This is a genomic window from Amycolatopsis sp. NPDC051128 (assembly GCF_040682715.1).
Lineage (GTDB): Bacteria > Actinomycetota > Actinomycetes > Mycobacteriales > Pseudonocardiaceae > Amycolatopsis.
In genome coordinates this window covers 46137-66122 of sequence record NZ_JBFBBN010000016.1, presented here as the reverse complement: position 1 = coordinate 66122, position 19986 = coordinate 46137, and the positions used below count along the sequence as shown (strand labels likewise).

Genomic DNA, 19986 nt, shown 5'->3' with positions numbered 1-19986 from the left:
GTTCATGGACTTCACCCCCTCGGAAGCGTCGGCCGAGCTCGCCGCGCTGACCCGGCGGATCCTGGCCGACAAGGTCACCCACGACCCGCACGGCACGGGCGGCTTCGACACTCCCCTGTGGCGGGCGCTCGGCCAGGCGGGCGTGCTCGACGCGGCCCTGCCGTCCGCGCTCGGCGGCGGCGGGTTCGGGCTGCTGGAACAGTGCGCGGTGCTCACCGAGATCGGCCGCGAGGTGGCGGCGATCCCCTACCTGCCGTCGATCACGATGGCGGCGTCCGCGCTGGCGGAGTTCGGCACCCCGGACCTGGTGGACCGCTGGGTCCTGCCGGTCCTGCGCGGAGAACGCGTTCTGGCGGTGGCGCTGTCCGGCTTCACCGCTTCGGAGGGAGTGCTTTCGGGCTCGCAGTCCGCGGTGCACTTCGGCGCGTTCGCCCACGGGTTCCTCGTGGCGGCTTCCGGCGAGGTCTTCCTGGTCGACGCTTCCGCTCCCGGCGTCACGGTGCGGCCGCAGCAGACGACCGACCACGCGGACGCGGCGCTGCTCGAGCTGTCCGGCGTGCCGGGGACTTCGCTGGGCGACATCGGCGAGTGGCTGCGCCTGCGCGGGACCGTGGGGGTGTGCGCGCAGCAGCTCGGCGTGGTCGAGAAGGCGTTGGAGCTGACCGCGGCGTACGCGCGCGAGCGCAAGCAGTTCGACCACGTCATCGGCGGGTTCCAGGCGGTCCGCCAGCGCCTCGCGGACGCCTATGTTGACGTGGAGGCCGTCCGGCTGACGGCATTGCAGGCGGCGTGGCGGCTGACGTCCGATCTGCCGGCGACGGAAGCGGTGGCGACGGCCAAGTTCTGGGCGGCCGAGGCGGGCCACCGGGTGGCCCACACGACGGTCCACGTCCACGGCGGCGTCGGCATCGACGTCGACCACGTGGTGCACCGCTACTTCACGGCGGCGAAACGCCTGGAGTTCCTGCTGGGCCCGGCCACCCCGCAACTCCTCGCCCTGGGCGACCAGCTCGCCTCCGCTCCGTAGTGCCAAAAGCCGTGAATGTCGCATTGAGGGACATAGAGTCCCTCAATGCGACATTCACGGCTTTGCCGCGTAGGTCCAGAATTCGCGCATCAGCGGGGTAGGTTCCGGGCCCGTCAGTTCGACCTGCGTGAGCAGCACCGTGACCGTGCCGGTCGCCGGGACCAGGTGCGCGGCCGTGCCCGCGCCGCCGATCCAGCCGTAGCGGCCCGGCACCTGCCAGGGTTCCTTCGCCTCGACGTCGACCGAACCGCCGTAGCCCCAGCCCTGGCCGTGCAGGAACACCCGCGCGGCCGCCCGCTGGGACGGCGTCAGGTGGTCGGTGGTCATCCGGTGCACCGACTCCGGCGTCAGCAGCCGCCGGCCCGCCGCCGTGCCTTCGGCCAGCAGGAACCGGGCGAACGTGAGCAGGTCGTCGGCCGTCGACACGAGCCCCGCCGCACCGGACGGGAACGGCGGCGGGCTGCTCCACCGGCCCTCCGGCGAGTCGATCAGCCGGAGCCCCTCCTCGCCGCGGCGGTACGCGCCGGTGAACCGGCCCAGCGCCGCGGTCGGCACGGCGAACCCGGTGTCGGCCATGCCCAGCGGCTCGAACAGCCGCTCCGCCAGGAACTCCGGCAGCGGACGGCCCGACACCCGCGCGATCAGCACGCCCTGCAGGTCCGAGCCCGTGTCGTAGAGCCACGCCTTGCCCGGCTGGTACAGCAGCGGCACCTGCGCCAGCGCCGCCAGCCACTCGTCCGGCGGCAGGGCCCGCGGCGCCGCGGCCGGGTGACCCACCACCTGGAGCAGCAGGTCGACCGCGGGCAGCGTCATGTCCGCCGCGAGGCCGTACCCGCAGCGGAAGGTCAGCAGGTCGCGCACGGTGATCGGGCGGACGGCGGGCACGACGTCGTCGACCGGCCCGGCGGGCGTCCGGACGACCACCGGCGACGCCAGCTCCGGCAGCCACCGCGCCACCGGGTCGTCCAGGGCCAGTTCGCCTTCGTCGACGAGCAGCAGGACGGCCGCGGCCACGATCGGCTTGGTGAGCGACGCGATGCGGAACAGCGAATCCCGCGCCATCGGGACCGTGCCGCCGGCGTCGGCCGACCCGGCGGCCGCCGCCTCGACCTGGTCGCCGTGTGCCACGAGCGCGACCGCGCCCGGCAGGTCGGCCGGGTCGACGTGCCGGTTCAGCAGCTCGGTCAGCGCGGACATGTCAGTCGAGGGGGTTGATCGCGCGCAGCCGTCGCGGGCCGGTGTCGGGCCGCGACGGCGGCGGCCCCAGCACCAGGCGGGCGTTGGCGACGAAGGCGCCGTCCGGCGACGCCAGGATCGGATCCAGCACGAGCGACCGCACCTCCGGGTTGTCCTCCGCCAGCGCGGCCACGCGCAGCACCATGTCCTGCAGCGCGGCGAGGTCGGCGGGCTCGTCGCCGCGGTAGCCGGTGAGCAGCGGCGCCGTCCGCGGCTCGCGCAGCAGCGTGGCCGCGTCGACGTCGGTGACCGGCACCGCGCGGTAGGCGCGGTCCCCCAGCAGCGTGCTGACCAGGCCGGACAGCCCGAACGAGACGAGCGTGCCGAACGACGGGTCGTCCTGCAGCCCGATCACGCACGACAGGCCCTTCGGGGCCATCCGCTGGACGTACACGTCGTCGTCGCCGGAGATTTCCCGCAGCGTCGAGTACGCGGTGCGCACCGAGTCGCCGGAAGACAGGTCGAGCCGGACGCCCGCGAGGTCGGGCCGGCCGCGCAGCCGTTCGTCGACCGCCTTGAGCGTCACCGGGTAGCCCAGCTCGGCCGCCGCCGCGACCGCTTCGTCCACAGTGGACACCACGCGGAACGGGACCACGTCGATGCCGTAGCAGCCCAGCAACCGCACGACGTCGGTGTCCGAGAGCAGCGTCGTCTTGCCGCTTTCGGTTTCCAGGAGCTCGCGCACGATCACCTGCGCCTGCTCGGTGTGGATCCCGGACGGCTGCACCAGCGTGCCCTGCGGACGCTGCCGCCACGCCGCGTAGCGGATGACCCTGGCGAGGGCGCTCACCGCGCGTTCCGGGCTCGGGTACGACGGGATCGACCCGCGCGTCGGCACGCCGTCGCCGGAAAGGACGGCGAGTTCGTCGGGCACCCCTTCGGCGGCGAGGAACGTCGAGACGATCGGCTTGCGCTGTCCCAGTTCGACGACGGTCTCCCGCAGGGCGCGCGCGTACGCGGTGCCGGGGATCGCCACCGGCGGGACGAACACGACGACCAGCGCGTCGGTGTCCGGCGAGGTGAGGGCCTCACCGACGGCCTTGGCGAAGTCGTCCGGCCCGGCCTGCGGGCCGACGTCCACCGGGTCGGACGCCAGCCGCAGGCCCTGCATCCGCGCGGTGTCGGCGGCCAGCAGCCCGATGGCGCTGGAGTTGCCGACGATCGCCACCCGCGGGCCGTCGGGCAGCGGCTGGTGGGCGAACACGAGCGCGGTGTCGAACAGCTGCGCCAGCGACTCCACCCGCACGACACCCGCCTGCTCGAACAGCGCCTGGACGCTGGCCTCGTCGATCTCCGTCGACGTCGCCGCCAGCTGCGGGCGGACCGCGTGCCGCCCCGACTTCACCGCGACGATCGGCTTCGTCCGCGCGAGTCTCCTGGCCAGCCGCGCGAACTTGCGCGGGTTGCCGAAAGACTCGAGGTACAGCAGCACCAGATCGGTGTCCGGGTCGGTCTCCCAGTACTGGAGCAGGTCGTTGCCGGACACGTCGGCGCGGTTGCCGGCCGAGACGAACGTCGACAGGCCGAGGCCGCGCGCCTCGGCGTCGGCGAGGATCGCGGTGCCCAGCGCGCCGGACTGGCAGAAGAACCCGGTACGCCCGCGGCCGGGCAGCCGCGGGGCGAGCGTCGCGTTCAGCCGGACGCCGGGCGCGGTGTTCAGCACGCCGAGCGCGTTCGGGCCGACCACGCGCATGCCGTGCGCCCGCGCCTCACCGACCAGCCGCAGCTCGGCGTACAGGCCGCGCGGCCCCGACTCGGCGAACCCGCCGGAGACGATCAGCAGCGTCTTGACGCCCTTCGCCAGGCAAGCGTCCAAAACGGACTCGACGGCTTCGGCGGGCACCGCGACCAGCGCCAGGTCGACCGGGTCCGGGATCTCCAGCACCGACGGGTACGCGCGGACGCCGCGGACCGAGCGGTGCTCCGCGTTGACCGGGTAGACGGTGCCGGTGAACGCGGCGGCCAAGAGGTTCGCGAAGGCGACGTGGCCGACCTTGCCCGGCTCGGTGGACGCGCCGATCACCGCGACCGAGCGGGGGTGCAGCAGGTTGTGCACGCTGCGGGCCTCGGCCGCCTGCTCCCGCGAGCGGGCCACGGCCAGTGACTCGTCGGTCGGATCGATGTCGAACTCCAGGTGCAGCACGCCCTCCTCGATCTCGCGGCTGACCTGGTAGCCGGCGTCGCGGAAGACGCGCACCATGGCGGCGTTCTCGGCGAGCACCTCGGCGACGAACCGGCGCAGCCCGCACTCCGACGCGGCCGCGGCGAGGTGTTCGAGCAGGATCGAGCCGAGCCCGCGGCCCTGGTGCGCGTCGCTGACGACGAAGGCGACCTCCGCCGACGGCCCGTCGTCGAGCCGTTCGTACCGGCCGACCGCGACGATGTCGTCGCCCAGGAACGCGGCGAACGCGACCCGGTCGTGGTGGTCGACCGTGGAGAACCGCTTCAGGTCCCTCTCCGGGATCCGCGGGTAGGCGCCGAAGTAACGCAGGTACCGGGTGCGCTCCGACAGCCGCCCGTGGAAGGCGACCAGGCTGCCGGCGTCGGTCGGGACGATCGGCCGCAGGTGGACGGTGCCGCCGTCGGACAGCACGACGTCGGCCTCCCAGTCGCGGGGGTAGTCGAAGGGGTCCCGTCCGGCCATGATCAGTCCCTGGGGTCGTCCGGATCCAAGCCGTGCGAGGGGAAGACGGCACGGCGCGTGTCCCGGACGGCGACGTCGACCGGGTCGTCCTCGCCGTCGCCCCACGGCTTGAACTCCGTGTCGCGGTCGTCGGTCATCGCCCGCGGCAGCTCGGCGTGCGGGGCGGCCTTGCCCACCGTCGACACCCAGCCGGGCGGCAACGGCGTCGCGGGGTCGATGTCCCGGTCGAGGACGGTGGCGATCAGGTGCGTCCACGACCGCGGGACGACGCGGATCAGCTGGTACCCGCCCCCGCCGACGGCGATCCACTTGCCGCCCGCGTACGTCTCGGCGAGGTTCCGCAAGGTGGTGTAGATGGTGCGGTGCCCGTCGACTGACAGCGACAGATCAGCCAGGGGGTCTTCCTCGTGGGAGTCGACGCCGCACTGCGTGAACAGCAGCTGCGGCTCGAAGTCGGCCAGGAGTGACGGGACGACGGCGGTGAACGCGCGCAGCCACCCGGGGTCCCGGGTGCGGGGCGGCAGCGGCACGTTGACCGCGGTGCCCTCGGCCTTCCCCCGGCCCGTCTCGGCCGAGTAGCCGGTGCCCGGCCAGAGCGTGAAGGGGTGCTGGTGCATCGAGATCGTGAGGACGCGGGGGTCGTCGTAGAACGCGGCCTGCACGCCGTCGCCGTGGTGGACGTCGGTGTCGATGTAGGCGATCCGCTCGAAGCCGTGGTCGAGCAGCCAGGAGATGGCGACGGCGCAGTCGTTGTAGACGCAGAACCCGGCCGCCTGGTCGCGCATCGCGTGGTGCAGGCCGCCGGCGATGTTGACCGCGCGGGTGGCCTCGCCCTCGGCGATCTTGCGGGCGGCCAGCAGCGTCGAGCCGACGACGAGGGCGGAGGCGTCGTGCATGTCGGAGAAGACGGGGTTGTCGGCGGTGCCGAGCCCGTGCCCGACATCCCAGCCGGCCAGCGGCGCCTCCCGCACGGCGGCGAGGTACTCGGGCGCGTGGACGCGGAGGAGCTCCTCGTCTCCGGCGTTCGTCGGGACGAGCAGCTCGACGCCGTCGAGCACGCCGAGCTCGGTGGCCAGCCGGACGGTGAGCTCCAGCCGGACGGGGTTGAACGGGTGCTCCCCGCCCAGGTCGTAACCCAGCAGAGCGGAATCCCACACCACGGCAGGCGACATACCGCCGACTCTAGTGCCGATCGCGGAAATCCGTGGACCGGAACGGGCCGGTCCTGGTTCGCTCCGCGCCGTGATCTTCTCCGGTTCGGTACCCCTGCACGTGACCGACCACGGCGGCCGCGGAGCCCCGGTGGTCCTTCTCCACGGCGGCGACCGCGACAGCGCCGACTGGGACCCGGTGGTGGCCCGGTTGCGCGCGCTCGGCGCCCGCCCGGTGACGCTCGGCCTGCGCGGGCACGGCTCGACCCCGGCCGCGCCCTGGACGTGGGACTCGGCGGTCGCGGACGTCGCGGCGGTCGTCTCGGCGCTGGGCTTGACCCGCCCGGTGGTCGCGGGACATTCGCTGGGCGGCATGGTCGCCACGCTCTGGGCCGGGGCCGCCGACTGTCCGCTCGCCCTGAACTTCGACGGCCACGGCAACCCGACGTCCCCGGCCTGCTACGCGGGACTGGCGGACCCGGTGGCCGGGCATCGGGTGGTCCGGGCCGCGTTGACCGCCATGGCCACCGGTCTCGACGAGGATTTCCGCGCGGTCATGGCGGCGATCGACGCGCTGGACCTGTTCGCGGCGTACCGGCGGGCCCGGGGACCGCTGGTGGTGACCCGCGGGACCCGGTCGATGGCCGGTCTGTTGCCGGAGGAGGCGCAGGACGCCTGGCTCGCGTACGAGCGCTGGACGCTCGCCGAGCTGCGGTCGGTCGCGGCGGAGGTTCCGACGTTCCGGCTGTGCGAGACCGCCACCGGCCACGACGTCCACCTGGAGGATCCGGACCTGGTGGTCTCCCTGATCGGTCCGGCGCTGACCGCGTGAGGCCAGGAAGACCACCGTGTCTCGGCGGCTCAGCCGGGGAGGGTGCCCGTCGCCGCCGGGCGCTTCGGGTCGCGGGACCAGTGGGACCACGAGCCCGCGTACAGGCCGGCGCCCGAGTGCCCGGCGAGTTCCAGCGCCAGCACGACCGAGCTGGCTGTCACCCCCGAGCCGCAGTACGCGCCGACCGGCTCGCCGGGGCGCAGGCCCAGGTCCGCGAACCGGCCCGCCAGCTCCGCCGGCGTCCGCCAGCGGCCGTCGGCGCCGGTGTGGGCCGCGAACGGGGCGTTCACCGCGCCCGGGATGTGCCCGGCCCGCGGGTCGACCGGCTCGGTCTCGCCGGTGTAGCGCGGGGTGGCGCGGGCGTCGAGCAGCAGGCCGTCGCGGGCCAGCGCGGCGGCCTCGTCGGCGTCGAGCACCGGCATCCCGCCCGGCCGGACCGTGAGGTCCCCCGGTTCCGGCCGGGCCGGTTCGGTGTCGACGGGGTGCCCCTCGGCGGTCCACGCCGCGTAACCGCCGTCGAGGACCGCGACCTCGTCGTGCCCGGCCCAGCGCAGCAGCCACCACGCCCGCGCGGCCACCGAGCCGTCGGCGTCGTCGTAGACCACCACCGGCGCGTCGGCCCGCACGCCGGCCGCGCGGAGGTCGCGCTGCAGGTCGGCGGGGTCGGGCAGCGGGTGCCGGCCCCCTTCGCCCGGCTCGCCCGCGAGCACGCGGTCGAGGTCGGTGAAGACCGCGCCGGGCACGTGGCCCTCGCGGTAGGAGTCGGCGCCGGGCGGGCCGGTGAGCCGCCAGCGGACGTCGAGGACGACGGGCCGGTCCCCGGCCGGGCCGGCCAGCGCGGCGGCGAGGTCGGTGGTGCTGATCAGCGGACGCATGCCTCCCATCTTCCAGCGATCGCCCCGCCGGCCGCGCCGGGGTGCGGACATATCCCCCACCGGCGAGTTGTTATCCCCAGGCCCCCCGCCGCTGCCCCGGTGAACGACTACGATGAGCGACGCGGACGAAGGGGACAGCGTGAACGATCTCATCGACACCACCGAGATGTACTTGCGTACCATCTACGAGCTTGAAGAAGAGGGTGTCGTCCCGCTGCGCGCCCGTATCGCCGAGCGCCTCCAGCAGAGCGGCCCGACCGTGAGCCAGACCGTCGCCCGGATGGAGCGCGACGGGCTGGTCGTGGTCGCCGACGACCGCCACCTCCAGCTGACCGACCACGGTCGTGAGCTGGCCATCGCGGTGATGCGCAAGCACCGCCTGGCCGAGCGTCTCCTCGTCGACGTGATCGGGCTCGAGTGGGAGCACGTGCACAACGAGGCGTGCCGGTGGGAGCACGTGATGAGCGAAGCCGTCGAGCGCAAGCTGGTCAAGCTGCTCGACCACCCCACCACGTCCCCCTACGGCAATCCGATCCCCGGCCTGGACAAGCTGGGCGACGGCGATCCCGCGCCGCCGGCGGAGGCCGACCTGGTCCGGCTCGACGAGTTCGCCCGCACCGGCGGCGGCCGCGTCGAGATCCGGCGCATCGCCGAGCACGTCCAGCTGGACGAGTCGCTGATGACCGAGCTCAAGTCGGTCGGCATCGTGCCGGGCGGCACGGTCACCGTCGGCAAGGCCAATGGCAGCACCATCGAGGTCACCGGCGGGGACACCACCGCCCAGGTCGCCAGCTCCGCGCTGCACGCCGTCCTGGCGCAGGCCCGATGAGCCCCGCTTCGGAGGCCGTGGCGGCGTTCCGCACCGTGCACGGCGTCGAGCCGGCCGGGGTGTGGTCGGCGCCGGGCCGGGTCAACCTGATCGGTGAGCACACCGACTACAACGACGGCTTCGTGCTGCCGTTCGCCCTGCCGCACCGCCTGGCCGCGGCGGCGTCGCCCCGCGAGGACGGCGTCCTGTCCGTGGCCACCCTCGGCGACGACGGCCAGATCCAGCGCTCCGGCGAGCTCAAGATCGCCGACCTGACGCCCGGCACCGTCGACGGGTGGGCCGCGTACCCGGCGGGTGTCGCCTGGGTGCTGCGCGACCAGGGTTTCGCGGCCGGGGCCGACCTGGTCGTCGCCGGGGACGTGCCGTCGGGGGCGGGACTCTCCTCCTCCCACGCGCTCGAGTGCGCGGTGTCGCTGGCGTTGCTGGGCCTGGCCGGCCTGGAGCTGGACGGCGCCGGCGACCGCGTCCCGACGCGGCCCCAGGTGGCGCGGTGGGTGCAGCGTTCGGAGAACGACTTCGTCGGCGCGCCCACCGGCCTGCTCGACCAGACGGCGTCCCTCTGCTGCACCGAGTCCCACGTGCTGTTCCTCGACGTGCGTTCGGGCGAGCAGGAGCAGGTGCCGTTCGGCCTGGCCGAGGCCGGGCTGCAGGTGCTGATCATGGACACCCGCACGAAGCACTCGCACGCCGAGGGCGGGTACGGCGAGCGCCGCCGTGGCACCGAGCGAGCCGCCGAGCTGCTCGGCGTGAAGGCGCTGCGCGACGTCACCGTCGAAGGTCTCGCCGAGGCCCTCGGCCGGCTGCCGGAGGACCTGGCGCCGCTCGTGCGGCACGTGGTCACCGAGAACCAGCGCGTGCTCGAGACGGTCGAGCTGCTGCGCGCCGGGCGGCTGGCCGACATCGGCCCGTACCTGGACGCCTCGCACGTCAGCATGCGCGACGACTACCGGATCTCCACGGCCGAGCTGGACCTCGCGGTCGACGCGGCCCGGGAAGCCGGCGCCCTCGGCTCGCGGATGACCGGCGGCGGTTTCGGCGGCTCGGCGATCGCCCTGGTCCGCGACGCCGACCTGGACGGCGTCAAGGCGGCCGTCGAAGCGGCGTACGAGAAGGCCGGTTACCGGCGGCCGCGGATGTTCACCGCGGTGCCGTCCCGCGGCGCGGGGCGCGACGAGCGCTGAGAGCGCGTCGGTGAACGGTGCCGGCCGGGGGAAATGACCCCACGGAACCCGCCACGGCGGACAGCCCGCTGACGCGGCGGCCGGGCGCCCTGGCGACGCGATCGCGGACGCGGGTTCTCCGACGAGTGCCGAGGCCCCGCGGGTCCGCCCGGGGCAACCCCCGCGCGGACCCGCGCGTCGCCGAGGGGGAAGACTGGAGAGGACAGTCATCACCCTCGGCAGGAAGGCCTGGATGTGTCGGAGCAGAGCAACGCCCTGAAGCTGGTCGTGACGGGCGGCGCCGGGTACGTCGGCAGTGTCTGTGCCGCCCGGCTGGTCGAAGCCGGGCACCAGGTGACCGTCGTCGACGACCTGTCCACCGGGCACGCCGACGCCGTCCACCCGGACGCGCGGTTCATCGAGGGCGACGCCGCCGAGGTGGCGGGCAGCCTGCTGCGCGAGGGCTTCGACGGCGTGCTGCACTTCGCGGCCAAGTCGCTGGTCGGCGAGTCGATGACGGAGCCGGCGAAGTACTGGGAAGGCAACGTCGTCACGTCGCTGCGGCTGCTCGAAGCCATGCGGGAGCACGGCACGCCCCGGCTGGTGTTCTCCTCGACCGCGGCGACCTACGGCGAACCGGAGCAGTCGCCGATCCCGGAGTCCGCGCCGGCCCGGCCGACCAACACCTACGGCGCCACCAAGCTCGCCATCGACCACGCGATCACCGGCTTCGCCGGCGCGCACGGCCTGGCCGCGGTGAGCCTGCGCTACTTCAACGTCGCGGGCGCGTACGGCGCCTTCGGTGAACGCCACGCCACGGAAACCCATCTCATCCCCCTCGTTCTCCAGGTCGCCACGGGCGACCGCGAACGCATCCAGATCTTCGGCGACGACTACCCGACGCCGGACCACACCGCGGTCCGCGACTACATCCACGTCGTGGACCTCGCGGACGCGCACCTGCTGGCGCTGAAGCACGCCACCGCGGGCGAGCACCGCATCTACAACCTGGGCAATGGCACGGGTTTCTCCGTTCTCGAGGTGATCGAGGCCTGCCGCGAGGTCACCGGCCACGCGGTGCCGGCCGCGGTGGCACCGCGCCGCGCGGGCGACCCGTCGGTGCTCGTGGCCGCCAGCGACCGGGCCCGTGAGGAACTCGGCTGGAAGCCCGAGCGCACCGACCTGACCGGAATCGTGCGGGACGCCTGGGAATTCACCCAGGGCCGGCGCGCGGCCCAAGCTTGAGCCGAGCGGCGGAGGGTAGGCCAACAGCGTGCCGCCCAGCCATGCGTCAAACCTGCTTTGAACAGCCAACCGTGCCCGTGTGCGTAGGGGTGTCGCCTGCTCGGCTGGTTAGGGGGTGCTCTCATCCCGATGGACTCGATACACACGAAGAATGACCAGTCATGTGCGGATCGAACCCATCAGCTATCCCTTCGGCTCGGCGGAGGGGGTCGCCCTCGACCCGGCCTATGAGGAGGCGCGCGACGCGCCGGGGATGATCCGGATCAAGCTGCCCTACGGCGAGCCGGCGTGGCTGGCCACTCGCTACGACGACGTTCGCATGGTGTTCGGTGACCGGCGGTTCAGCCGGGCCATGGCCGTCGATGCCGACGTGCCGAGGATGACGCCGCACAAGCTGGACGGCGGGATCATCATGATGGATCCGCCGGACCACAGCCGGCTGCGCAAGCTGGTGGCCAAAGCCTTCACCCAGAACAGGGTGCAGCAGTTGCGCGGGCGGGTTGGACAGCTGGCCGAGGAACTCGTGGACGCGATGGTGGCCAGCGGCACGCCGGCGGACCTGGTGGAAAATCTCGCGTTGCCGCTGCCGGTGGCGGTGATCTGTGAGCTGCTCGGTGTGCCAGTGGCCGACTGGCCGAAGTTTCGGGTTTGGAGCGACCGGATCCTGTCCACGAGCGAGACCACCGCTCAGGAGTACGAGGCCAACGAAGCGGAGCTGCAGGAGTACATGAGCGGGCTCATCGCCGCACGGCGCGCGGAGCCCGCCGATGACCTGATGACCGCGTTGATCGAGGCCCGCGACGAGCACGACCGGCTCTCCGAGCTGGAGCTGATCGATTTGTGCGACGGGCTTCTGGTGTCTGGCCACGAAACCTCCGCGTCACTTCTTGCCGGGTCGGTCTTTGTCCTCCTGGAGCACCCCGAGCGGCTGGCCGAGCTGCGGGCCGACCTCAGCCTGATGCCGGCCGCGGTCGAGGAACTGACGCGGTTCATCCCGCTGAGCCATTGGCCGGGCTTTCCTCGCTATGCGACGGAGGACGTCGAGGTGGGTGGTTCGCTGGTGCGCGCGGGAGAGCCCGTGGTGTCCGACTTCGCCTCGGCCAACCGGGATCCCCGGCAGTTCGAGGATCCCGATGTGCTGCGCTTCGACCGGAAGGGGAACTCGCACCTGGGTTTCGGGCACGGTGTGCATCACTGCCTCGGCGCGAACCTCGCCAGGGTCGAGCTGCAGGAAGGCCTGCGCGCGCTGCTGAGCAAGTTGCCGGGGCTACGGATCGCCGGAGAGATCGAGTGGAAGGTCGAGATGCCGGTGCGCGGCCCGCGTCGGATGCCGGTCGGCTGGTGACCGCTACCCGGTGACGGCCAGGTTTTCGCCCCGGGGCAGGCGAAGCTGGCGCGGAGTCGAGCCGCCCGGATCGAGCGACCGCCCCTTACCCGGCGCGCTCCGCGCCGATGTCCGGTGGGGCCAGGCCGAAGCCGGCCACGCCGGCCGGATCCGCGGCCAGTGCCAGGCCCAGCAGCTGCTCCGGTGGGAAGCCGGAGCGCAGCACCGTCGTCAGCAGCCCGGCCAAGACGTGGCCCGGTGCCGCTTCCAGGGCGTTTTCCAGCGCCATGCCCGCGAAAGTGCCGTCGCCGCGCATGAAGGCCGTGTACCCCAGCAGCGTCGCCGGTTCGGCGCGTTCCGGGGCCGGGAGCTCCCGGACCAGCGTCAGCCAGAGGCGCTCTGCCTCGCGCGCCGCCGGGCCGCCGGGCGGGACCGCCATCGCCAGGCACCCGTCGCGGATCTCGGTGATCGTCAAGGCGCTCGCCAGGAGAACGGCTTCCTCGTCGGTCGGGGGTTCCTCACCGCGGCGCTGCCGGTCGAACGCGGCGCGGATCACCGCGGCCGCGTCGGCGACGCACGTCGCCTCGGGCCACGGCAGCGAAGACTGGCGCGCCAGCCGTTCCGCCCGGCGGGCCAGCGCTTCCGGTGAGCGTGGGGCGAGCAGCGCCGCCAGCTCGTCGCGGCTGTCGAACACCACCAGGCCGCCTTCGGTGGCGACCGCCGCCGTCACGGTCGCGCGGGGGTCCGGCAGCTCGCCGCCGCAGTCCGCGTCGGCGTAGCACGCCCATGGCGCGCCCGCGGTGATGCCGGCCGTCCACATCGCGTGCAGCACCGGGAGACCGAATTCGCCCAGCGCGTCCGTCAGTTCGCGGACGAAGCCCGCGTGGGGCGGCGGGCCGCCGGATCTTCGCCTGCCGCCGACGATCACCAGCGTCACGCCGGTGTGCGCGCGCCGGGCGAACCGCGGCGCGAGTGCCCGGGCCTGGCGGGCCCGGTCCTCGCGGCGGGGCAGATCGCCGCGCAGCACCAGGCCTAGGCGGTTGCCCTCGGGGGCTCGATGGCCGAGCACGACGACGGATTTCTCGGGCCGGAACCCGATCAGGTACGGGAGCGCGGCCAGCAGCTGCGCGGGATTCCGGAGGTTGACCGGCGCCGGGCCGGCCGGGTTGGTAGTGGTCATGCCTCCACCGTGGGGCAGAACGGGGCCGGATGGGGCGGTGGCGGCAAATCTGTGGATGGACGGGGCCGATGTGGACGGATCCGGCCCGGCCCCGGCCGGGCGGCGGATTCCTGTCGGTGGGGTGGGCTAGGCTGCCCGGCCCCACCGACCGGGTCCGCTCAGTCGCAGTGCTCGAACCCGCTCTCGTAGGTGTTGCTACCCACCGAGCCACCCCACTTGACGCAGGTGGAGTCGGCGGTCTTCTTCACCGGCCCGGCGTAGTAGGTGAAGTTGCCGGAATCGGTCGTCCGGGTCGCTCCCTGGACCTCGAGGAATGCGGAGACCGCGCTGGCCGTGCCGAGCGACGTCGCCTTGATCGTGGTCACGCAGTTCGCCTTGGTGGAGGCGTTGTACAGCAGGTAGGCCGTGCCCGAGGAGTTGGCCAGCGCCTGCTGGTCGACGACGGAGAAGCCGTCGCCGCAGACCTCTTCGGCGGAGTACGGGTTGCCACCGCAGTTGTTCTTGCTCGTGAAGTTGGTGTGCGCGTAGTAGGGCACGGCGACGCCGTTCAGCTTCGCCTTCTGCACGATGCCGTCGAGCCGCTCTTCGAAGTGCAGGTGCGGACCGCTGACGTGGCCGGTCGCGCCCGCCGTGCCGAGCTGCTTGCCGCCGGTGACCGACTGCCCGACCGAAACCGACTGGGTCGACAGGTGCGCGTAGCGGGTGCGCCAGCCGCCGCCGTGGTCGAGCTCGATCCACCGGCCGTAGCTCGCGGTGCCCTCGTTCTCCACCCGCGTCACCGTTCCGGCGGCCGAAGCGAGCACGGGCATGCCCGTGATGCCCGACTTCTGGAAGTCGACCGAGTACTCCGGGTTGTGACCGCTGAACGTCGCCGCGTCCACGGTGACCCCGCACTTGAACGGCACCTGGAAGTTGGGCGCGGCGGACGCGGGCGCCTGGCCGGCGAGGGTGAGGCCGAGCGCGGGGAGCGCCACGGCGGCGGCGAGCAGGGCGAGCCGTCGCAACCTGGACATGGGGAAACCTCCTGACAAACGGGACATCTTGACGCCACGAAGCCAAGTCCGAGTCGGTACATTTTCCGTACAAGCACCCGCGGAGGAGCGCGAATTGACGACCGGACGGGCCGCGTTCCCCCACGCTCAGGCCTGGCTGCGCTGGGGTCTCGTCGCGGTGCCGATGTTCGCCGCGACGCCCCGCGCGGACACCCTCGCCTGGGTCCTGATCGGGATCACCCTGGTCCTGTCGATCCCGCTGCTGTGGGGCTACGACGCCGGTGGCCACCGGCTGGCGCCGGCGCTGCCCCTCACCGTGCTCGCGAGCACGAGCACGCTGTGGACGCAGCTGCCGAACAGCTGGGCGTCGGTGGCGATGTTCAGCACCACGTTCTTCGTCGTGCTCCGGCAGTCGAAGGCGCCGATCGTGCTCGCGGTCGCGATCGACCTGGCCGCGATCACGTTCTGGGCCACCGATCGCGACGACTGGGAAGGCGCCCTGCCGACGTACGCGGTCCTGGCCGTCGTCGTGCTGCTCGGGCTGAACCGGCGGACCCGGCTCGCCCGGATCGAGCAGACCGAGCTGGCGCTGGCCCGCGCGCAGACGGCCACCGAGGAGCACGCCCGCGCGGCCGCGCTCGCCGAGCGCGCCCGCATCGCCCGCGAACTGCACGACGTCCTGGCGCACTCGCTGGCCGGGCTCTCGCTGAACCTGCAGGGCGCGCGGCTCATGCTGATGCGCGACGGCGCGAGCCCGGACGCCCTGGCGCAGGTCGAACGGGCGCAGAAGCTGGCCTCGGAAGGCCTCGCCGAGGCGCGGAACGCGGTGGCCGCGCTGCGCGAGGACGCCGTCCCGGTCGAACGCGCGATCGCGGACCTCCTGACCGCGTACCGGCTGGACAGCGGGGCCCGGACCGGCCTCACGGTCGAGGGCGAGCCGCGTGAGCTCGACGCGGCCGTCGGCACCGCGCTGGTCCGCGCGGTGCAGGAGTCGCTGGCCAACACCCGCAAGCACGCGGCGAACGCCGACGTCGAGGTCACGCTGGGCTACGCGGCCGGGACCGTCGCGCTGACCGTCGCCGACCGCCAGGGCCGGCGCCCGCCGGACACGCCGGCCGCAGGCTACGGTTTGCGTGGGATGGGCGAACGCGTCGCGCTGCTCGACGGGCGGCTGGAGAGCGGGCCGGGGGAGGACGGATGGCGGATTCACCTGACGGTGCCGACGTGACGCTGCGCGTCGTGCTGGCCGACGACCAGGCGGTGGTCCGGGAAGGCTTGGTCACACTGCTCGGGCTGCTGCCCGGCGTCGAGGTGGTCGGCGCCGCCGCCGACGGGCTCGCCGCGCTCGACCTGGTCGCCCGGCACCACCCCGACGTCGTGCTGGTCGACCTGCGGATGCCGCGCTGCGACGGCGTCGAGACCACCGAGCGGATCCACGCGGAGCACCCGGGCACCGAGGTCGTCGTGCTCACCACCTACGCCGACGACGAATCGCTGCTGGCCGCGCTGCGCGCCGGCGCCCGCGGGTTTCTCACCAAGGACGCCGACGCCGAGGCCATCGCGCGGGCACTGCGCTCGGCCGCCGCCGGCCAGTCCACAGTGGACGGCGAGTTGCAGCGACGGCTCGTCGAGGCCGCCGCGCGCGGCACCCCCAAGCGGGTCAAGGAGATCGACGGCCTGACCGCCCGCGAGATCGAGGTGCTGCGGCTGATCGCGGCCGGGTTGTCGAACACCGAGATCGCGCGCACCCTGGTGGTCGCCGAAGCGACCGTCAAGACGCACGTGAACCACCTGTTCGCCAAGGCCGGCCTGCGCGATCGCGCGCAGGCCGTCGCCTTCGCCTACCGGGCGGGCATCGCCGGCTGACTCACTGTGCTGTTGGGTACCAATCCGACGGCAGTCACGGCGGAAACCGTTGCCTCGTGCGGATCGGCTGCGGCCCGTGTCCGCCTACTTTCGGCCGGATTGGTCCTTCGCCGGGCGGGATGTTCGCGTTGTGGTGGAACACCCAGGGTGGGACCGTGCCCCCGGCAGCGTCAGCCGAACGCGGCTCGCAGGGCCGGCTTGCCGCCCGTGACCGGGAGCGTCACCGACGTCTTCGTCAGGTCGAGCGCCAGCCCCGCGCCCGGCTTCGGCCGCAGCGTGTAGTCGTGGTCGCTGGAGGCCAGCAGGAACTCCAGCCGGTGACCCGCCGCGAGGACGTAGTCCTTCGGCATCAGCTCGACGCCGACGCGGTAGCCCTGGCCCGGCGTGATCGGCTCCGTCCGCGCGGGCGACGTGCGGTTCTGCGGGTCGGTCCAGCCGCGGCTGATCACGTGGGACGTGCCGTCCGGGGCGCGGTCGAGCAGGATCGCCGAGATGTTCGCCGCCGGCCGGTCGAACGACAGCGCCAGGTCGGCGCGTGCCGTGCCGGAAAGCCGTACGGCCTGCTTCGCCGCCGAAGTCGCGTACAACAGCCGGTTCCCGGACGAAGCGAGGCCGGCCAGCTGCTCGATCGTCTTCGCCGAGTCGTCGGCGAGGGTTTCGACGGCCGCCGTGCCCGGCACCGGGTTGCTGGTGTCGATGGCGCCCTTCGAGCGGCCGCCCGGCCATGGGTAGACGCGCACGTCGGACGTCCCCGGCGCCGGCCAGTCGGCCTCGTCGGTCCACGACAGGTCCTCGCGCTGGATCGTCGCCTTCGGCTCGTTCTGGATGCCGTTGTCGATTCCGTAGAGGTAGTGCGACATCCACTTGTTCAGCGTCGAGAGCCAGGCGTCGCGCCGCAGGTTGTACGGGTCCGCGTGCCCGGACTGGTGCAGCCAGATCTTGTGCTCGACGCCGCGGGCCTTCAGCGCTTCGTACCACGTCGCGACCTGCTCGGTCTTGACGTTCCAGTCGTTGAGGCCGTGCACCGCGAGCACCGACGCGTGCACCTTGCCGACGTCGTCGCGGTAGTTGCGGACGTCCCAGAACGGCGTGTAGTCGCCGGTCACCCGGTCCTGGTCGCGGGCCAGCCCGTCGATCACCGGACGGCAGACCTGCCGGTCGGCGCGGGTGTAGACGTACTCCGCGAGCACGTCGGCGTCCTCGCCCTGGAACCCGCCGGCGGCGACCACCGCGCCGTCGTTGCGGTAGTACTGGTACCAGCTGGAGATCGCGGCGATCGGCACGATCGTCTCGAGCCCTTCGACGCCGGTGCTCGCGACGGCGTTGGGCAGCGTCCCGTTGTAGGACACGCCCATCATGCCGGTCTTGCCCGTGGTCCAGTCCGCCTTCGCCGCGGCGCCCGCGGCGTCGCGCGCGGGCGCGCGGCCGTTGAGCCAATCGACGACCACGCGGGCGCCGATCGTCTCGTTGACGTCACCCGTGGTCGGGCAGCCGGTCGAGAGCCCGGTGCCGAGCGATTCGCCGTACACCACGGCGAACCCGCGCGCGGTGAAGTAGTTCTGGTAGCGCCAGCCGATCGGGACGGCCGGCCCGACGCCGTGCGCGGCGACGCGCGGGCCTTCCGGGCCGCGGGCGTGGCCGGGCGCGTACAGCTCGACGTCGACGTCGTGGTTCGCGATGTCGTTGCCGCCGGCGTAGTACGGGCTGGCCTGGTAGACGACCGGCACCTTCAGGCCCTGCTGCGTCGCGCGCGGGCGCACGACCTGGGCGTGCACCAGGTCGTCGGCGCCGTCGTGGTCGCTGTCGACCGGCGCGGTGACCCAGACGTCCTCGCGGATGACGTCGGCCGGGTCGAACACCGGTTGCGCCTCGCCGCCGGTGAAGACCGGGACCGGCGGATCGGCGGCTTCCGCCGATACCGCGGTCAGCGGCAGGCTCACCAGCGCGAGGAGCAGGACTGCGGTTCGTGCGGCTTTCACTCAAACCCCCAAGCCGGGCGAAGCGGACGACCTCCGAGACTTCCGCCCCCGCCGCGGGGGTGTCAAGAGACTAACGTCGGGGGCATGCCGACCGTGGAAGCGCCGATCGCCGCCGTGACCGTCTACCCGCAGCAGGCCCGGATCACCCGCCGGGGCCGGACCCCGCTCGACGGCGGGCCGCGCGTGACGTTCGCCGGGCTGCCCTTGGCGCTCGATCCGGGGTCGGTGCGCGTCACCGGGACCGGGCCCGCGCTGATCACCGGCGTCGACGTGCGGACCGAGCGGCACGCTTCGCCGGCCGACGCCGCGTTGCGCGCGCTCGTCGAGCAACGGCGTTCGGACCAAGCCACGCTCGACGGCGTCATGGACGACGAAGCGGCCGAAGCGATGAAGGTGGATCTGCTGACTTCGCTCGCGAAGCGCAGCGGCGGCAGCTTCGCGAAAGCGCTGGCGGCCGGGACCGCCGCGCCGGAACGCGTCGCCGAGGTGACCGACGCGCTGAGCGGACGGCTCGCCTCGGCGTTGAAGGCGCGGCGGGTGCTGACCGACCGGATCGCCCGGCTGCGCGACGACCTCGCCGCGCTCGACCGCCTGATCGAGGCGCGCAGCGCACAGTCCGAACAGGACAGTACATCGGTGGTCGTGGAGCTGGAGATCTCGGATCCGTCGGGTTCGGCCGAGCTGGAACTGTCCTATGTGGTCCCCGGCGCGAGCTGGGAGCCGGGCTACGACATCCGGGTCCGCGGCGCCGACGTCACGGTGACGTCGTACGGGCTGGTCAGCCAGCACACGGGCGAGGACTGGCCGGAGTGCGAGCTGGCGCTGTCGACGGCGCGGCCGGCGGTCGCGGTGGTGGTGCCGGAACTGCGGCCGTGGTACCTCGACCGCGTCCACCCGGTCCCCGCGGCGCCGGCGGCCGCGTACGGCGCGGCAGGCGGCGGTATCCCCGAGAGCGCGCGAATGGCGCGGTTCGCGGCGTCGGCCGATTCGATGGCGTCGAAGTTCGCCGCGGTCGAGCAGGGCACGACAGCGGTCACCTACCGGCCGTCTCGACCGGTGGCGGTGCCCTCGGGCGCGCAGGGCCACCGGACGACGCTGGCGCAGCTGGATCTCACCGCTTCGCTGGGATACGTCACGGCGCCGGTGCTGGCGGAGGAGGCGTACCTGCGGGCGACGGTCGTGAACACTTCGGACCACGCTTTGCGTCCCGGGCGGGCTTCGGTGTTCCACGACGCGGAGTTCGTCGGGACGACGACGCTGGAGGCGTGGGCTCCCGGGGAGGAACTGGAGCTGGCGTTGGGGGTCGACGACCGGATCCGGGTGGAGCGCGAACTGGTCCGGCGGACGGCTTCGAAGGCGACGTTGTCCGGGCAGAAGCGGCGTGAGGCCGAGTACAAGATTTCGGTCGGCAACCACGGGTCGCGCCCCGCCACGGTGACAGTGCTGGACCAAGCGCCGGTGTCCCGCGACGACACGATCACGGTGAAGGACGTGAAGACGTCTCCGGACCCGGTGGAGACGTCCGCTCTGGGCGAGTTCACGTGGCGGCTGACGCTGGCACCGGGCGAGACCGGTTTGGTCACGCTGTCCTACCGGGTCGATGTGGCGAAGGGCGTGGACCTGACCGGCTGGCGGGAGTGAGCAGC

The 19986-nt window shown here is 73.1% G+C and carries 16 protein-coding genes; 9 read left to right on the top strand and 7 right to left on the bottom strand.

Annotated features, from left to right (window positions below; genetic code table 11):
• Positions 1-4 precede the first annotated feature (4 nt).
• Positions 5-1027: an acyl-CoA dehydrogenase family protein gene (locus AB0M82_RS18770; protein WP_364723073.1), complete on the top strand. Its 1023-nt coding sequence runs from the start codon at positions 5-7 to the stop codon at positions 1025-1027.
• Between the two features lie 54 nt (positions 1028-1081).
• Here the strand turns inward: AB0M82_RS18770 and AB0M82_RS18765 are convergent, their stop codons facing one another.
• From AB0M82_RS18765 to AB0M82_RS18755, 3 genes are read right to left on the bottom strand one after another with little or no spacing between them, the layout of a single operon-like run.
• Entirely contained in the window at positions 1082-2224 is a 1143-nt protein-coding gene (locus AB0M82_RS18765) for a serine hydrolase domain-containing protein (protein ID WP_364723071.1), read from the bottom strand.
• Position 2225: 1 nt separating this feature from the next.
• The gene (locus AB0M82_RS18760) at positions 2226-4907 is read right to left on the bottom strand and encodes a GNAT family N-acetyltransferase (protein ID WP_364723069.1); all 2682 of its coding nucleotides are present in this window, start codon (positions 4905-4907) and stop codon (positions 2226-2228) included.
• 2 nt (positions 4908-4909) lie between these two features.
• Positions 4910-6079, bottom strand: coding sequence for an acetoin utilization protein AcuC (locus AB0M82_RS18755; protein ID WP_364723068.1), 1170 nt, complete (start codon positions 6077-6079; stop codon positions 4910-4912).
• 130 nt (positions 6080-6209) lie between these two features.
• Between AB0M82_RS18755 and AB0M82_RS18750 the strand changes: the two genes are divergently transcribed.
• Entirely contained in the window at positions 6210-6890 is a 681-nt protein-coding gene (locus AB0M82_RS18750; protein ID WP_364723066.1) for an alpha/beta hydrolase, read from the top strand.
• Between the two features lie 29 nt (positions 6891-6919).
• Here AB0M82_RS18750 and AB0M82_RS18745 read toward each other — a convergent pair whose 3' ends face one another.
• Positions 6920-7765 carry a sulfurtransferase gene (locus tag AB0M82_RS18745; RefSeq protein ID WP_364723064.1) on the bottom strand — a complete coding sequence of 282 codons (846 nt, stop codon included), beginning with the start codon at positions 7763-7765 and terminating at the stop codon, positions 6920-6922.
• A gap of 112 nt (positions 7766-7877) precedes the next feature.
• Between AB0M82_RS18745 and AB0M82_RS18740 the strand changes: the two genes are divergently transcribed.
• From AB0M82_RS18740 to AB0M82_RS18725, 4 genes are all read left to right on the top strand, one after another.
• Positions 7878-8594, top strand: coding sequence for an iron dependent repressor, metal binding and dimerization domain protein (locus tag AB0M82_RS18740; protein WP_364723062.1), 717 nt, complete (start codon positions 7878-7880; stop codon positions 8592-8594).
• Positions 8591-9775 carry a galactokinase gene (galK, locus tag AB0M82_RS18735; RefSeq protein ID WP_364723060.1) on the top strand — a complete coding sequence of 395 codons (1185 nt, stop codon included), beginning with the start codon at positions 8591-8593 and terminating at the stop codon, positions 9773-9775. The genes AB0M82_RS18740 and galK overlap by 4 nt, the downstream gene beginning before the upstream one ends.
• Positions 9776-10009: 234 nt before the next feature.
• On the top strand, positions 10010-10999 hold the full coding sequence (gene galE / locus AB0M82_RS18730) for a UDP-glucose 4-epimerase GalE (RefSeq protein WP_364723058.1): 990 nt from the start codon (positions 10010-10012) through the stop codon (positions 10997-10999).
• Between the two features lie 151 nt (positions 11000-11150).
• Positions 11151-12344: a cytochrome P450 gene (locus AB0M82_RS18725; protein ID WP_364723057.1), complete on the top strand. Its 1194-nt coding sequence runs from the start codon at positions 11151-11153 to the stop codon at positions 12342-12344.
• A gap of 85 nt (positions 12345-12429) precedes the next feature.
• Here the strand turns inward: AB0M82_RS18725 and AB0M82_RS18720 are convergent, their stop codons facing one another.
• Both AB0M82_RS18720 and AB0M82_RS18715 read right to left on the bottom strand, forming a co-directional pair.
• Positions 12430-13503: a DUF4192 domain-containing protein gene (locus AB0M82_RS18720; protein ID WP_364723055.1), complete on the bottom strand. Its 1074-nt coding sequence runs from the start codon at positions 13501-13503 to the stop codon at positions 12430-12432.
• A gap of 158 nt (positions 13504-13661) precedes the next feature.
• A complete protein-coding gene (locus AB0M82_RS18715) occupies positions 13662-14516 on the bottom strand; it encodes a M23 family metallopeptidase (RefSeq protein WP_364723053.1) in 855 nt (284 codons plus the stop codon).
• Between the two features lie 94 nt (positions 14517-14610).
• Here AB0M82_RS18715 and AB0M82_RS18710 point away from each other — a divergent pair, with 94 nt between their 5' ends.
• Both AB0M82_RS18710 and AB0M82_RS18705 read left to right on the top strand, forming a co-directional pair.
• Positions 14611-15723, top strand: a complete 1113-nt coding sequence (locus AB0M82_RS18710; protein WP_364723051.1) for a histidine kinase — start codon at positions 14611-14613, stop codon at positions 15721-15723.
• Complete coding sequence (locus AB0M82_RS18705; protein ID WP_364723269.1) at positions 15720-16361, top strand: response regulator transcription factor; 642 nt, start codon at positions 15720-15722, stop codon at positions 16359-16361. Before AB0M82_RS18710 ends, AB0M82_RS18705 begins: the two co-directional genes overlap by 4 nt.
• Before the next feature lie 170 nt (positions 16362-16531).
• Here the strand turns inward: AB0M82_RS18705 and AB0M82_RS18700 are convergent, their stop codons facing one another.
• Complete coding sequence (locus AB0M82_RS18700; RefSeq protein WP_364723049.1) at positions 16532-18340, bottom strand: Xaa-Pro dipeptidyl-peptidase; 1809 nt, start codon at positions 18338-18340, stop codon at positions 16532-16534.
• Between the two features lie 84 nt (positions 18341-18424).
• Here AB0M82_RS18700 and AB0M82_RS18695 point away from each other — a divergent pair, with 84 nt between their 5' ends.
• Positions 18425-19981: a DUF4139 domain-containing protein gene (locus AB0M82_RS18695; RefSeq protein WP_364723047.1), complete on the top strand. Its 1557-nt coding sequence runs from the start codon at positions 18425-18427 to the stop codon at positions 19979-19981.
• Positions 19982-19986 lie beyond the last annotated feature (5 nt).

Coding starts and splice junctions, on each gene's coding strand:
- AB0M82_RS18770 (WP_364723073.1), top strand. CDS start 5: ATGGACTTCACCCCCTCGGAAGCGTCGGCCGAGCTCGCCGCGCTGACC.
- AB0M82_RS18765 (WP_364723071.1), bottom strand. CDS start 2,224: ATGTCCGCGCTGACCGAGCTGCTGAACCGGCACGTCGACCCGGCCGAC.
- AB0M82_RS18760 (WP_364723069.1), bottom strand. CDS start 4,907: ATGGCCGGACGGGACCCCTTCGACTACCCCCGCGACTGGGAGGCCGAC.
- AB0M82_RS18755 (WP_364723068.1), bottom strand. CDS start 6,079: ATGTCGCCTGCCGTGGTGTGGGATTCCGCTCTGCTGGGTTACGACCTG.
- AB0M82_RS18745 (WP_364723064.1), bottom strand. CDS start 7,765: ATGCGTCCGCTGATCAGCACCACCGACCTCGCCGCCGCGCTGGCCGGC.
- AB0M82_RS18740 (WP_364723062.1), top strand. CDS start 7,878: ATGAGCGACGCGGACGAAGGGGACAGCGTGAACGATCTCATCGACACC.
- galK (WP_364723060.1), top strand. CDS start 8,591: ATGAGCCCCGCTTCGGAGGCCGTGGCGGCGTTCCGCACCGTGCACGGC.
- AB0M82_RS18725 (WP_364723057.1), top strand. CDS start 11,151: ATGACCAGTCATGTGCGGATCGAACCCATCAGCTATCCCTTCGGCTCG.
- AB0M82_RS18720 (WP_364723055.1), bottom strand. CDS start 13,503: ATGACCACTACCAACCCGGCCGGCCCGGCGCCGGTCAACCTCCGGAAT.
- AB0M82_RS18715 (WP_364723053.1), bottom strand. CDS start 14,516: ATGTCCAGGTTGCGACGGCTCGCCCTGCTCGCCGCCGCCGTGGCGCTC.
- AB0M82_RS18695 (WP_364723047.1), top strand. CDS start 18,425: ATGCCGACCGTGGAAGCGCCGATCGCCGCCGTGACCGTCTACCCGCAG.